Annotated in this window: 19 protein-coding genes; 14 read left to right on the forward strand and 5 right to left on the reverse strand. The window is 45.8% G+C overall.

All coding sequences use genetic code 11. The features are described 5' to 3' along the window. Entirely contained in the window at positions 1-765 is a 765-nt protein-coding gene (locus tag NYE68_RS06995) for a sulfite exporter TauE/SafE family protein (protein WP_007610763.1), read from the reverse strand. A 144-nt stretch (positions 766-909) separates the two neighbouring features. Beyond that, positions 910-1,377: a DinB family protein gene (locus NYE68_RS07000; protein WP_015417279.1), complete on the reverse strand. Its 468-nt coding sequence runs from the start codon at positions 1,375-1,377 to the stop codon at positions 910-912. Between the two features lie 205 nt (positions 1,378-1,582). Here NYE68_RS07000 and NYE68_RS07005 point away from each other — a divergent pair, with 205 nt between their 5' ends. The 3 genes from NYE68_RS07005 to NYE68_RS07015 all read left to right on the forward strand — a co-directional run bounded on the left by NYE68_RS07005 (position 1,583) and on the right by NYE68_RS07015 (position 3,939). After that, positions 1,583-2,719, forward strand: a complete 1,137-nt coding sequence (locus tag NYE68_RS07005; protein ID WP_087920760.1) for a Rap family tetratricopeptide repeat protein — start codon at positions 1,583-1,585, stop codon at positions 2,717-2,719. Next, positions 2,709-2,843, forward strand: a complete 135-nt coding sequence (locus tag NYE68_RS07010; RefSeq protein ID WP_003154881.1) for a PhrA family phosphatase inhibitor — start codon at positions 2,709-2,711, stop codon at positions 2,841-2,843. Before NYE68_RS07005 ends, NYE68_RS07010 begins: the two co-directional genes overlap by 11 nt. Positions 2,844-2,985: 142 nt before the next feature. Then, positions 2,986-3,939, forward strand: coding sequence for an N-acetylmuramoyl-L-alanine amidase (locus NYE68_RS07015; protein ID WP_015417280.1), 954 nt, complete (start codon positions 2,986-2,988; stop codon positions 3,937-3,939). Between the two features lie 37 nt (positions 3,940-3,976). Here NYE68_RS07015 and NYE68_RS07020 read toward each other — a convergent pair whose 3' ends face one another. After that, entirely contained in the window at positions 3,977-4,354 is a 378-nt protein-coding gene (locus NYE68_RS07020) for a PH domain-containing protein (protein ID WP_007610770.1), read from the reverse strand. Positions 4,355-4,463: 109 nt separating this feature from the next. Between NYE68_RS07020 and NYE68_RS07025 the strand changes: the two genes are divergently transcribed. Together NYE68_RS07025 and NYE68_RS07030 are read left to right on the forward strand one after the other, a co-directional pair. Continuing rightward, positions 4,464-5,066, forward strand: coding sequence for a poly-gamma-glutamate hydrolase family protein (locus NYE68_RS07025; protein WP_015417281.1), 603 nt, complete (start codon positions 4,464-4,466; stop codon positions 5,064-5,066). 70 nt (positions 5,067-5,136) lie between these two features. After that, positions 5,137-5,973 (forward strand): manganese catalase family protein, encoded by an 837-nt coding sequence (locus NYE68_RS07030; RefSeq protein WP_015417282.1) that lies wholly within the window; start codon positions 5,137-5,139, stop codon positions 5,971-5,973. Between the two features lie 21 nt (positions 5,974-5,994). On the opposite strand, the gene NYE68_RS07035 is transcribed toward NYE68_RS07030, so the two are convergent. Both NYE68_RS07035 and xre read right to left on the reverse strand, forming a co-directional pair. Continuing rightward, positions 5,995-6,585, reverse strand: coding sequence for an ImmA/IrrE family metallo-endopeptidase (locus NYE68_RS07035; RefSeq protein WP_032866122.1), 591 nt, complete (start codon positions 6,583-6,585; stop codon positions 5,995-5,997). Positions 6,586-6,733: 148 nt separating this feature from the next. Then, positions 6,734-7,072: an HTH-type transcriptional regulator Xre gene (xre, locus tag NYE68_RS07040; RefSeq protein WP_003154871.1), complete on the reverse strand. Its 339-nt coding sequence runs from the start codon at positions 7,070-7,072 to the stop codon at positions 6,734-6,736. Positions 7,073-7,262: 190 nt separating this feature from the next. Here xre and NYE68_RS07045 point away from each other — a divergent pair, with 190 nt between their 5' ends. From NYE68_RS07045 to NYE68_RS07085, 9 genes are all read left to right on the forward strand, one after another. Then, the gene (locus NYE68_RS07045) at positions 7,263-7,442 is read left to right on the forward strand and encodes a hypothetical protein (protein WP_031378816.1); all 180 of its coding nucleotides are present in this window, start codon (positions 7,263-7,265) and stop codon (positions 7,440-7,442) included. Continuing rightward, a complete protein-coding gene (locus NYE68_RS07050) occupies positions 7,432-8,259 on the forward strand; it encodes a hypothetical protein (RefSeq protein WP_040238252.1) in 828 nt (275 codons plus the stop codon). Before NYE68_RS07045 ends, NYE68_RS07050 begins: the two co-directional genes overlap by 11 nt. Next, the gene (locus NYE68_RS07055) at positions 8,159-8,959 is read left to right on the forward strand and encodes an ATP-binding protein (RefSeq protein WP_031378815.1); all 801 of its coding nucleotides are present in this window, start codon (positions 8,159-8,161) and stop codon (positions 8,957-8,959) included. Before NYE68_RS07050 ends, NYE68_RS07055 begins: the two co-directional genes overlap by 101 nt. After that, positions 8,959-9,126 carry a hypothetical protein gene (locus NYE68_RS07060; protein ID WP_095352209.1) on the forward strand — a complete coding sequence of 56 codons (168 nt, stop codon included), beginning with the start codon at positions 8,959-8,961 and terminating at the stop codon, positions 9,124-9,126. The genes NYE68_RS07055 and NYE68_RS07060 overlap by 1 nt, the downstream gene beginning before the upstream one ends. A gap of 96 nt (positions 9,127-9,222) precedes the next feature. After that, positions 9,223-9,564: a hypothetical protein gene (locus tag NYE68_RS07065; RefSeq protein ID WP_007407281.1), complete on the forward strand. Its 342-nt coding sequence runs from the start codon at positions 9,223-9,225 to the stop codon at positions 9,562-9,564. Beyond that, the gene (locus tag NYE68_RS07070) at positions 9,554-9,757 is read left to right on the forward strand and encodes an XtrA/YqaO family protein (protein WP_007407280.1); all 204 of its coding nucleotides are present in this window, start codon (positions 9,554-9,556) and stop codon (positions 9,755-9,757) included. The genes NYE68_RS07065 and NYE68_RS07070 overlap by 11 nt, the downstream gene beginning before the upstream one ends. Positions 9,758-9,870: 113 nt before the next feature. After that, positions 9,871-10,383, forward strand: coding sequence for a sigma-70 family RNA polymerase sigma factor (locus NYE68_RS07075; protein WP_012117362.1), 513 nt, complete (start codon positions 9,871-9,873; stop codon positions 10,381-10,383). A 112-nt stretch (positions 10,384-10,495) separates the two neighbouring features. Beyond that, complete coding sequence (locus tag NYE68_RS07080) at positions 10,496-11,293, forward strand: terminase small subunit (RefSeq protein ID WP_053573484.1); 798 nt, start codon at positions 10,496-10,498, stop codon at positions 11,291-11,293. Beyond that, complete coding sequence (locus NYE68_RS07085) at positions 11,290-12,588, forward strand: PBSX family phage terminase large subunit (RefSeq protein ID WP_053573485.1); 1,299 nt, start codon at positions 11,290-11,292, stop codon at positions 12,586-12,588. The genes NYE68_RS07080 and NYE68_RS07085 overlap by 4 nt, the downstream gene beginning before the upstream one ends. The last annotated feature ends 30 nt before the right edge of the window (positions 12,589-12,618 follow it).

The raw sequence follows: 12,618 nt of genomic DNA on the forward strand, positions 1-12,618 counted from the left end.
TTATATTAGTTTTATTCCGCTGATTAAAATAATCGCCGCCATCACAAACTGCAGGGGGCGCGGTGAGAATTTCGGCGAAAAGAAGCTGCCGAGAAGCACACCCGGCACAGAGCCGATCAACAGATTCAATACAAGCAGGTAATCGACGCTTCCAAAGCTTGCGTTTAACAGACCGGCAGCAGTTACGAGCAGAAAGGCATGTGCGATATCCGTTCCCACCACTTCTGCCGTTTTCATTCTGAACAGGTATAACATGGCGATCGCAAATAATGAGCCGGATCCAATAGATGTCAGGCCGACGATGAAGCCGAAAATGACGCCGATCAGTATCATGAGTGTCCGCTTTTCTTCAAGCGTTTTTTGCTGCCAGCGGTTCGGCCGCAGTTTTTTATCGAAAAAAAGGCGGGCGATAATGGAAATGGCGACAAGGGTCAGTACGTAGCCGAGCGCCTGTTTGATAATCTGCTCCTGATGCTGGTGAAAAGCGGGAAACAAGTGAAGAACACCGATGGCGGCTGTTGCGCTGGGAATGCTTCCGAGCGCCAAGTAACCGACAAGTTTAAATTGAACGGTGCGCTGCTTCCAATGAGAAACGACACCGAACAGTTTGGTGATGGAGTTATATAAAAGGTCAGTGCCGACGGCGATTGAGGGGTTGATCCCCAAAACGATCAGTAAAGGAGTCAAGAGCGCTGCTCCTCCCACACCCGTCAATCCGACAAGCGTTCCGACAAAGAAACCCATAAACACAATGCTTACAGTCATCTGTGTGCCTCCTGAATAATCCTACTATTTTTATCAGATTATATATGATTAAGAGGCGGTAATCAATTAAATTTTCGGAAAATTTTATGCAGAACAAAAAATCCGCCAGCCTGCTGTTATGTCGCAGACCGGCGGATGGCCGGATTATGATTTTTGCTGATAAAACGGAAGTTCCGTGTGGCCCATTTCTCTGACATACACGAAAAGATTGCCTTTATGATGAATTTCATGCTCCATGGCAAGCTGAAGGAGAGCCGCGCCGGTCACTTTTCTGCCGAAAGAGGCGGTCAGGTCAATTTCGCGGTTCAGCTGCTCTTCTGTCAGCTGTGACAGGATGTTTGTCGTTTTTTCAGTACACGTTTCAGCCAGTTTGACGAGGTCTGTTTCTGCTTCTTCTTTCGGTTTGTTCTGGATGGCTGATGCGTTTCCGTCGTTAATGACGTTTGCAAACATAAGAAAAGAATAAACCATGTGTTTTACAAGTTCCTGAGCGGACATTGATGTCTCTGCCGGCTTGTAATCGTAATGTTCGCGGCTGATTTTTTCCGCCAGCTCAATCGTTACGTTTCGATGTGACAGAAAGTGGCTGACCAACTGATTTTGTGCTGTCATGTGAAAACCCCCATTTAATACAGAATAAAAAGCTGCAAGGATATGCTATATCAACGGCACGGAAGAAACAAGCAATAAGCTTGTGACGGAGATAAATCGTTGCGGATATCCGAAATTCGACAATTGCGGTCTTTTTGCGTTCTTCTTTTTCTAGCAAATATGATAAAATATGACATATCTCGGTCATTCCAAAAGGGGGGATTTATTGAGGATGAAGCAGACTATTCCGTCCTCTTTTGTCGGGCTCAAAATTAATGAATGGTATACCCATATCCGGCAGTTTCACGTTCTTGAGGCGGAGCGCGTCAAACGTGAAGTAGAGAGAGAGATCGAGGATATGGAAGAAGATCAGGATCTGCTGCTGTATTATTCATTAATGGAATTCAGACACCGTGTCATGCTGGATTACATCAAGCCCTTAAAGGAGGACCCTTCTCAGCCTGAGTTTTCAGAATTATTGGAAGACATTGAAGGCAACCAGTATAAACTGACAGGACTGCTTGATTACTACTTTAATTTTTTTCGAGGAATGTACGAATTTAAACAGAAAATGTTCCTAAACGCCATGATGTATTACAAACGGGCTGAAAAAAACCTTGCACTCGTTTCTGATGACATCGAGAAAGCTGAGTTTGCTTTTAAAATGGCCGAGATATTTTACAACCTGAAACAAACCTACGTCTCCATGAGTTATGCCGTTCAAGCCCTTGAAACGTACCAATCGTATGAGACGTACAACGTCCGCAGAATCCAATGTGAATTCGTTATTGCAGGGAATTATGATGACATGCAGTATCCAGAAAGAGCATTGCCCCACTTAGAACTTGCTTTAGATCTTGCAAAACAAGAAGGCAATCCCCGTCTTATCAGTTCAGCCTTATATAATCTCGGAAACTGTTACGAAAAAATGGGAGACCTCTCTAAAGCAGCCGAATATTTTGAGACATCCGTTTCCATTTGCAGGTCAGAAAAGTTCGATAATCTTCCGCATTCTATTTACTCATTAACACAGGTTCTTTATAAACAGAACACTACAGCCGAAGCAGAGAAGCAATACCGTCTCGGGCTCAGTATCGCCCGCGAATACAATGATGAATTGTTTGTGAATCTGTTCCAATTTTTACATGCGTTATACGGCAAGGAAATGGATAACGCATCCGTCAGGCACACGTTTGATTTTCTGGAAGAACACATGCTGTATCCGTATGTGGAAGAATTGGCGCATGATGCTGCCAAATTTTACATGAAACACGGACAGCCTGAAAAAGCGCTCACGTTTTATGAAAAAATGGTGCACGCCCAAAAACAAATCCAGAGAGGAGATTGTCTATATGAAATCTAAACTGTTGTCAGGATTGCTGCTTGTTGCTGTCGGATTCAGCTTTACACAGGTGATCGGCCATGAAAGCCATTTGGAAAACCAAGCGGACGGCACATTCCATATTGCCGCGCGCAACCAAACATAACATAAAGACCCTTCTTTGGAAGGGTCTTATTTTTTGCATGCGTATCCATTCCATTTTTATCCGAATACAGGGTCTATGTGCTCAAGTTATCTGTCCTACGAATGCCACCTATTGATGAAAAAGGCATAAGGAGAGATGAAGAGTGGGGATTGAAGTGAAAAAACGGCTCGTATCGGCTGATAAATATGCGTTAAAATGTCCGAATCCGATGACGCCGGAGTATATTACCATTCATAACACGGCAAACGACGCATCCGCCGCTAATGAAATCAGCTATATGACGGGAAACAGCGAATCAACGAGCTATCATTTTGCGGTTGATGACAAAGAAGTGATCCAGGGAATTCCGTTGGACCGGAATGCCTGGCATTCGGGAGACGGCACGAACGGTACCGGAAACCGAAAGTCGATTGCTATAGAAATCTGTTACAGCAAGTCAGGCGGCGAACGGTACAGAGCCGCAGAAGAACTGGCGATTGCGTTCGCGGCGCAGCTTTTGAAAGAACGGGGCTGGGGGATTGACAGAATCAGAAAGCATCAGGACTGGAACGGAAAGTACTGCCCGCACCGCATTTTGTCTGAAGGCCGCTGGGATGAAGTGAAGGCGAAGATTGAAAAGAAATTAAGCGGGAGTATGCCGGCGAAAAAAGCCTCTATTGCTTCTTCCGCGTCTGAATACCATGTGAAAAAAGGCGACACCTTATCGGAAATCGCCGCATCGCACGGTGTCAGCGTAAAATCGCTGCAAAGCATCAACCATATCACCGATCCGAATCACATTACAGTCGGACAAGTGATCAAGCTCGCTCAGACGGGTTCTTCTTCAAAAAGTCAGGCTGTGTCTTCCTATCCGCTTCCATCCGGTGTGATCAAAGTGACGAAACCGCTGACGAAAGGGACAAACGTAAAACAAGTGCAAAACGCTTTATCCGCTCTTTATTTTTATCCCGATAAAGGAGCAAAAAATCATGGGGCGGACGGCGTTTACGGTCCGAAGACGGCAAATGCCGTAAAACGTTTTCAATCCGTCAGCGGATTAACGGCAGACGGAATTTACGGCCCGAAAACGAAGGCGAAAATTGAAGAAAAACTGTAATCAATAAAACGGAAGCTCCCCGGGCTTCCGTTTCTTCTTACATACAAACTGCTGCAAGGGCCTTTTGAATATCATAAATGCTTTCATCTTTTTTAAACTGCTTTGAGACAGCGGGAAGTTCCGCGCCTGAAATCCAAATTTTCAGCTCTGAATCAAGGTCAAAGCGGCCGGCGGTTTCTACGCTGAATCTGGAAATGCTCTTGTACGGAATGGATTGAATCTCCGTTTTCTTCCCCGTGAGTCCCTGTTTATCAACAAGAATAAGACGCTTATCCGTAAAGACAATGATATCCCGGACGAGCTTAAATGCGGCGTTGACATTCTCACCTTCCAGCAGAATACGAGCCAGTTCTGCTTTTGCTTCAGCCGTCGATATTGTCGACGCATTGCCCAGCAATCCATTGATGAATCCCATGATATATCCCCCCTGATACGTATTCTATCAAATCATACTATAAAAAGGTTTCCATTCCCAGATGAGTAGAGTAAACTGGTGCTGACTGGAAAAGGAGAGCATGCTACACATGAAAGATAGATATGACAATTTCGCAGCCCTTTCTGCTGCTGAATCGGAATACAGAATTATTTATGAAGAAAAAGAGGGAAGTAAATGTATCGTCCTCGCTCCCCACGGCGGCAGGATTGAGCCGGGAGTCAGTGAGCTGGTGCGGGCATTTTCTGACCAAAGCTCAATTTATTTATTTGAAGGAACGAAGCGGTGCGATAACCGTTCTCTCCATTTGACAAGCACACGCTTTGACGAACCCCTGGCTTTAGAAAAAGTGACCGCCCATCATTACGGATTGGCTTTTCATGGGTATCATGATCTGAAAAAGGCAAATACACTCGTCGGGGGCGCGGATCTGGAAAAAGCAAGACTGATTTGTGATCTGCTGCGTGAAGCGGGATTTGATGCCGAGCTGACAGAGAAGAATGATCGGCTGGCAGGTGTAAATCCCGGCAACATTGTCAATCGGACAAAAAGGAAAATGGGGCTGCAATTGGAAGTGAGCACGGCGCAGAGACACGCGCTGTTCAGCAATTTTGGCTGCCGGGGAGAAAAATATACGCCAACCGATCTGTTTTTTCGGTATGTAGAAGCCGTAAAGGCCGGTTTTTATGAGTGAAGAAACGGACTCGCACCGCCTGCCCATTCTTTCATACACTAAGATTGTTTGAAAGAATGGGGGAATGAGTATGTTTTATCATATTAAAGAGCTTCAATACCGCGCAAAGCCGTCTTGTCCTGATCCGGCTTACGCGAAAAAGCTTCAAGAAGTGCTTGGAGGGCAGTACGGTGAGATCAGCGTCATGATGCAATATTTGTTTCAAGGCTTTAACTGCCGTGCCGATGAAAAATATAGAGATTTGCTGCATGATGTCGGAACGGAAGAGATCGGGCATGTGGAAATGCTTGCGACGATGATTTCAAGGCTCTTGGACGATGCGCCGGCTGATGTGCAGGAAAACGCCTATAAAAGTGACCCGGCCGTCGCGGCTGTTATGGGGGGAATGAATCCGCAGCACGCCATTGTTGCAGGTTTAGGCGCAATGGCGGCTGACGCTGAAGGATACCCTTGGAATGCGAAATACATTATTTCCAGCGGGAATTTACTTGCAGATTTTCGGGCAAATTTAAATGCGGAATCCCAGGGACGTCTTCAGGTGACCCGGCTGTATGCGATGACTGACGATCCGGGTGTCAGGGATATGCTGTCCTTTTTAATTGCAAGAGATACGTATCATCAAAATATGTGGTATGCGGCGATAAAAGAGCTGGAAGAAAGAGAACGGGACATTGTTGTACCTGTGACGTTTCCGCGTGAACTCGAAAAGCAGGAAGTGTCGTATGACCTGTTTAACTTTTCCAGAGGAGATGAGAGTTCACAAGGAAGATGGGCCCGCGGTGAAGCCTTTGACGGACGGGGCGAGTTCAGATATATTTCGGCCCCGGTCGCGTTCGCATCTGCGCCTCATCTTAAACCAGCGCCAATGTGGCTTCACAATACTCTTCCTCCGATGTCAAAATGCTGACACTCTGCCGGCGGAGTATCGCTAATTTTCAATAAAATACGGCGTTTTTTCGTCAGCGGCATGCAAGTGTGTCTGTCCGCTTTCATAATACACATTCGGCCGCTTGTCGGATAACAGACAAGCGAGCCGCTTCTGAAATTGAATACCTGCTTTACGCCGTTCAAACAGCTCCAGCCTTTTTTCCGCAAATGATGCCGTCACCCGGAAAGCGGCTGCGATTAAAATAACGGCATGGCTTCTCCGTTGGGGAAGCTCCATGTTTAACAGCATAAAGGTCGGCACACAGAAGTGGTACATAAAATGGTTGGCCTGAAATTCCTGCAGTTCCCTGAACAGCTTGTTCATATGAAAATGGTTGCCGGTATGCTTCAGCACATGGCACAGTTCGTGCGCAAAATCCTGCCATTGCTCTTCGGGTGACTTTTTTTGATTCAGGACGATGCTGTACATGCCGTCCCGCTTCAGCATCATACTGTGCGTATCTTCAAAATGAATCCAAATGTCAAGCTCCTTGGCAATCATCTGCATATCAATATGGAGAGGGGCGGTCATTCCCATGCGGCAATATAAGTTTTTGACGTATTCCTCAAGATGTGTTAAAAAATCGCCCAATTGAATACACCCTTTCGAACATATGTTCTTTTTTAAGCGAGAAAGAAAAGCCCTGATCGGACTTTGAATCAATTCCCTTTTCTTTTAAAAATAAACATTCAGCTTTTATATCGGCTGAACGTTAAGCAATTTAAAGGAAAAGAGCGGATTATTTATGTTTCGGCCTGCGGTTTTTCTCTTTTTCTTTTAAATAATTAATGAATTCAATGGCCTGCTGCTTGCTTTCCGGGGAAAAGTCCTGCATGTCCCGATATGCGATCTGCAGGTCGGGATCGGCAAACATGTCTTCATCTGAAGGTTCTTTTCCGGTTAACAAATAATCAGTCGACACTTTGAAATAATCCGCAAGCTTTTGCAGCGTGTCGTAATCGGGTTCAGATCGGCCGTTTTCATAATGAGAATATCTGGCGCGCGAGACACCGATATGATTTGCGACTTCTTCCTGTGTTTTCTTTCCTCTGAGACTCTTTAATCTTCCGCCTATCATCCGAATGACCTCTCTTTTTTCAACACCCTAAGTTACTTATGATTATAGATACAAAATGTATCAAAATAAAGAGATGATAAAAAAAGTATCAAAAAGGTCTTGATGATACGAAAAGTATCGTATATAATCAACATCATAAGGATACGAAATGTATCAAAATACGATAAGAAATTGATCAGGAGGGTGAGAGATGAAGCCGATAATCATCCGTTTCAGCAGCAATCCGGCTGACCAGAGATGTTTAGGAAAAGCAGGCGGTTCGATATCTTTTACCGCTTGCGGACTTCCGGTATTCCGATTTGATAACCGATTGCAGTATGAACGCTATATAGGTCTGAAGAAAAACGGAGACGTCCCTTATGAGTCGTAAAAGCTACCCGTTTTTCATCTATTCCGGATTATTGAATTCAGAACATTACGACAAAATAGGATCCGCCATTTGGCTGTTTTTATGGTTCATCAGCTCAACGACAAAGGAACACGTAAAAGACGGTGTAAAGTGGGGGATCGTCCTTGGTCATAAGCCCGTAAAAGCAAGAGAGATGGCCGATGTATTTGCCGTCAGCGAAAAAACCGTCAGACGGTGGCTTGAGGTTTTGGAACAGCATGAATATATCAAAACCGTACGCGCCCCTTACGGACTCATCGTCTCCGTAAAGCACTCGAAAAGATTCACGCCGAAAAAGACATTGACCCGCCCGGAAGCAACTGACCGGACAATATCGGCGGATCACCGGGACAAAAATGTCCGGAGAGAAATAGATATAACAAAAAATCATACTGCTGAAGAAGCGATTAACGACATTGCCGCCCATTTTATCAGATTAAGGTCTGTACAGGAGGGGCGGAGCGTATACCCGTCGCCCCGGGATTATCAGGCCATCGCCCGTATTGTTTCCCTCGGTGCGTCAGCACAAGAAGCAATCAAATGGCTCGGCGAATGCTTTACCGCTTTTGAACAGCGGCGTACATCTTCAGCTGAAACGATCAAGGCTTTCAGCTATTGCGCCAAGTATATGGAAGACCGCTTGAATGCACGAATTGCGGGAAGGACAATCACAACAAAAAAAGAGAGGAATACGATACATGACAAAACGAACGATCGAGCAGATACTGGCCGACCTGAAAAACGGAAAACGTCCATTACTGGCGGACAGACCGGAAGAATCAGACGAAAGCCGCTTTGACTGTCCGCTCTGTAAAGATCAGGGCGGTTATCTCAAAAACCAGCTGGGAATGGATGTGTGGGTTAAGTGCCGCTGCGCCGCCGAACGAAAAGCAGAGCGCATCCTCAGCGCAAGTGAGATTACAGGCGCCTTTCGGAAGCTGGACTTCAAAGGATTTATCACGCGGGGCAAGCCTCAGGCAGTCGTCGACGCATATGAGTGCGCCCTTGAATATGTTGAAAACTTCGACAAGATTAAAAACTGCCGGAAAAACAGCATTGCCCTTTTAGGGCGTCCGGGGTCGGGAAAAACCCATCTTTTGACCGCTCTCAGCAATTATGTCATGAGACAGATGCAGACACCCGTGCTGTATTTTCCTTTTGTGGAGGGCTTTACGGATTTAAAAAATGATTTTGATCTGCTTGATGCAAAGCTTGGCCGTATGAAACAGGCGGATGTGCTTTTTATTGACGATCTGTTCAAACCGCTGAACGGAAAACCCCGGGCGACCGATTGGCAGATTGAACAAATGTACGCCGTCGTGAATTACCGTTATTTAAACCATAAGCCGGTTCTTATCTCGAGCGAGCTGGCCTGTGACGGGCTGGTGCAGGTTGATGAAGCCTTGGGCACAAGAATTTATGAGATGTGCAGCGATTATTTAGTCATCATTAATGGCAATTCATTTGACGTAAACCACAGATTAGAGGGGGCGAGATAATGTGTAAGCTGTGCGGGCCGAAGAAGGTCATTGTGACGGAAACGGGTTTCGGCGCTGTCTTTCACCCTTGCCCGAACTGCAAAACAGGCACTGATTTAACGCCGGTCATTAAACGTCTTGAGCGAATGGTTCAAGACGCAAAAGCGAGGCTTGATCTACGTGTATAAATATATTAAATGGCTTTTTTGCCTGCTGTTCAGGGCGAAACGGATAGAAAAGCAATTGAAGCATGGCATGAGGCTGATGGAAAGTGAGGATAACCATTGCAAGAAAAACACAGCCCCGCTCCATGGCGGGCCGTACACAGCGGAAAAGAAAAACCCATTTACATTTATTCCGCTTACAGCGAAGCGGATAAAGAGAAGTTCCCTTATTCAAACGGAAGGCTCATCGCGGCCGTTTTCAACTTAAGTTCATACTCTCAGCAGATCAACGCGGCATTGATGGCAAAAGCCCCGGAACTTTTTGAGGCGGCCGAAACGGCTCTCCGCCTGCTCCGGGGAGAAAGTTCTGAAGAAAAAGAAGCGTTCATAAATGAGCTCGGAAGCCTCATACATGAAGTAAACATCCTGAAAAAAACGGAGGACGTAAAACATGAATCCTAAAAAACTGACTGACATTGAACATACAACATTACAAAGCCAGCTGGAAGAAGGCAAGGTGCGGGTCATCATTGTAGACGGACTGAAGAAGGAAGCATGGCTCGCCGAAGCGCCGGAGCACGGCAAAACGCTTGTCGAAACGCGAAAAGGGGATCTGGCCCGGGTCGAATATGAAATCGGCTTTAAATTGAATTAATCGAAAAAAACAGAATACGTCCAAGACGGAAAGCCTGCGGACACTGATCAATCGCGTATATGCTGCGCATTGGTTGGTGTCCTTTTTTTGTTCCGAAAAAGAGGAGGATCTGCATGGAAGACTTACTATTTGAATATAAACGCACGCTGAAAGAGACGAAAAAGTGGTACAAGCAGCTGGAGGAAGCCGATGAAACGGTGCTTACTTCAGAAGAACTGAAAGATAAAAAAATCATCAGAACGATCATTACAGATGTGGAATATGTCATCGAATGGCTTGAAAAAGGCCGGCAGCCCGGCATAAGAAGAGCGATAGACCGAAGAGACGCTTATCAGAGAATGCTGATTAAAGATCCTAGAATCATAGAAACCTATTCGCAGGCGCTGATGTTTGAACCTTCCGCAAATGTGACTGAAGAAGACAGAATCAGACTGCGGGACGCATTAGCCGTTTTAACGGATAGAGAAAAAGAAATGCTGCTGCTCCACAAAGCGGAATGCTTTTCATATGAACGGATCGCCGCCTTGCTGAACGTAAAGAAATCAACCGTACAGACGACGGTCAAACGGGCGCTTCTGAAAATTCAAAAACAGCAGGAACAAAGAAATCAATCGCCTGCTTCATAAGTTGTCATACGTTTGCCACCTAGAAGTGAACAGACGATCACAAAAAGCGGCCCGATTAGAAGCCGCTTTTTATTATAGACAATCATGTCGGAGGTGGCGGTGATGCCGTAGCATGAAAAACGCAAAAAGAAAACAGGCATTTACAATCTATCAGTCTCATAAAGGCCGCATCACAAATCGCGCCCTTGCCGGCAAATCAGGCGTATCCGCAAGAACGATCGGCAGATGGAAAAAAGAAGGGCGCTGGGACGAGGCGCTTCATAAGAATGCGGAAAGCGGCGGAAAAAACAACCCGGGCGAAGGTGATGAGTTAAACGAACGCCAGCGGCTGTTTTGTCTTTATTATGTGAAAAGCTTTAACGCCACCCAATCTGCGATAAAAGCCGGGTATTCACCGGAAAGCGCGCATGTGACGGGAAGCAGGCTGTTAAAAAACGAAAAAGTCGCCAAAGAAATCAGCCGCATGAAAAAGGAAATGGTTAATAAAGTGTTTGTCGAAGCGATGGACGTTCTTCAAGTCTATGTGAAAATCGCTTTCGCCGACATTACCGATTATGTAACCTTCGGAAAAAAAGAGGTTCAGGCCTTCGGAAAATCAGGGCCGCTCTTTGACGAAAATGATCAGCCGATTATGCAGGAAATCAGCTACGTTGACGTTAAAGATTCGCACCTTCTGGACGGAACCATCGTTACAGAAGCAAAACTCGGAAAAGAGGGCATTGCAATCAAGCTTGCCGACAAGATGAAGGCTCTTGAAAAGCTGTCCTTGTACTTTGACCTTTTCCCTGATCAATTTAAACAAAAAATCGAAAATGAAAAATTAAAGCTGGCACAGCAGAAGATGGAAAAAACAGAAGACAGCCAAAAGCCGATTGACATTGTCATTACGCGGAAAGAGGAACGGTCATGATTGAAAAAGCGGTCAACCCGCGCTTTGAAGATTATTTGTTCAATTGGAATGAAACGTACCAATTTCTCGTCGGAGGCTACGGCTCGTCAAAAAGCTATCATACCGCGCTGAAAATCATCCTGAAGCTGCTTCGTGAAAAGCGGACGGCGCTTGTCGTGCGGGAAGTTTTCGATACGCACAGAGATTCTACTTTTGCCTTGTTTGAAGATATTATCGGGGAGCTTGAGCTGGGACATGCCGTAAAGGCCGTGTCTTCACCGATGCAGCTGAGATTTTCAAACGGAAGCCGGATTATGTTTAAAGGGATGGACAACCCGGCCAAATTGAAATCCATTCATCATATTTCACTGATTTGGATTGAAGAATGCTCTGAAGTGAAGTATGAAGGCTTTAAGGAGCTGATCGGGCGTCTGCGCCATCCCGAGCTTTCGCTTCATATGATATGCACCACAAATCCCGTCGGCACCTCCAATTGGACGTACCGGCATTTTTTTCGTGATGACCAAAAAAAACGGTTCGTATTGGATGATCAGACGCTGTATGAAAAAGGCACCGTCGTTAAGGGAGATACGTATTACCACCATTCCACAGCGTGCGATAATCTGTTTTTGCCGAAAAGCTATATTAAGCAGCTGGACAGTTTACGGCATTACGATCCCGATTTATACCGGATCGCCCGCAAAGGACAGTTCGGCGTCAATGGCATCCGCGTGTTTCCGCAGTTTCAGGTCATGGAGCACAACGAAGTAACGGAGCGGATTGCTTCCATCAGACGCCCCCTGTTTCGGACCGGCATGGATTTCGGATTTGAAGAGTCATACAATGCGGTCATCCGGCTTGCCGTCGATCCGGATCAAAAAGAGCTTTATATTTTCTGGGAGTATTACAAAAACAAAATGACCGATGATCAGACAGCTGAGGAGCTTCAGGAATTGGCGGAACAAAAAGAGCTGATCAAAGCGGATTCGGCTGAGCCGAAAAGCATCCAATATTTTCGCAGGCAGGGCTTTTACATGGTTGCGGCCAAAAAGTTTCCGGGCTCAAGACTTCAGTATACAAAAAAACTGAAACGGTTCAAACACATCTATTGCTCAGACAGCTGTCAACATACGATCCGCGAATTGCAGAACTTAACGTACGCAAAAAACAAAAACGGCGTTCTGTCGGAAGATGAGTTTTCAATTGATCCCCACACACTTTCAGCCATTTGGTATGCGCTGGATGACTATGACGCGGCGGATTTGAAAGATGCATCACAAAAACGGAGACGTCCGAATCGGGAAAGGAGGAGGTAGGCGTTGCCGAACTATCAAAACGTTAGAGCC

Origin of the sequence: Bacillus sp. FSL R5-0447, assembly GCF_038606125.1 — a bacterium.
Taxonomy (GTDB): Bacteria; Bacillota; Bacilli; order Bacillales; family Bacillaceae; genus Bacillus; species Bacillus velezensis.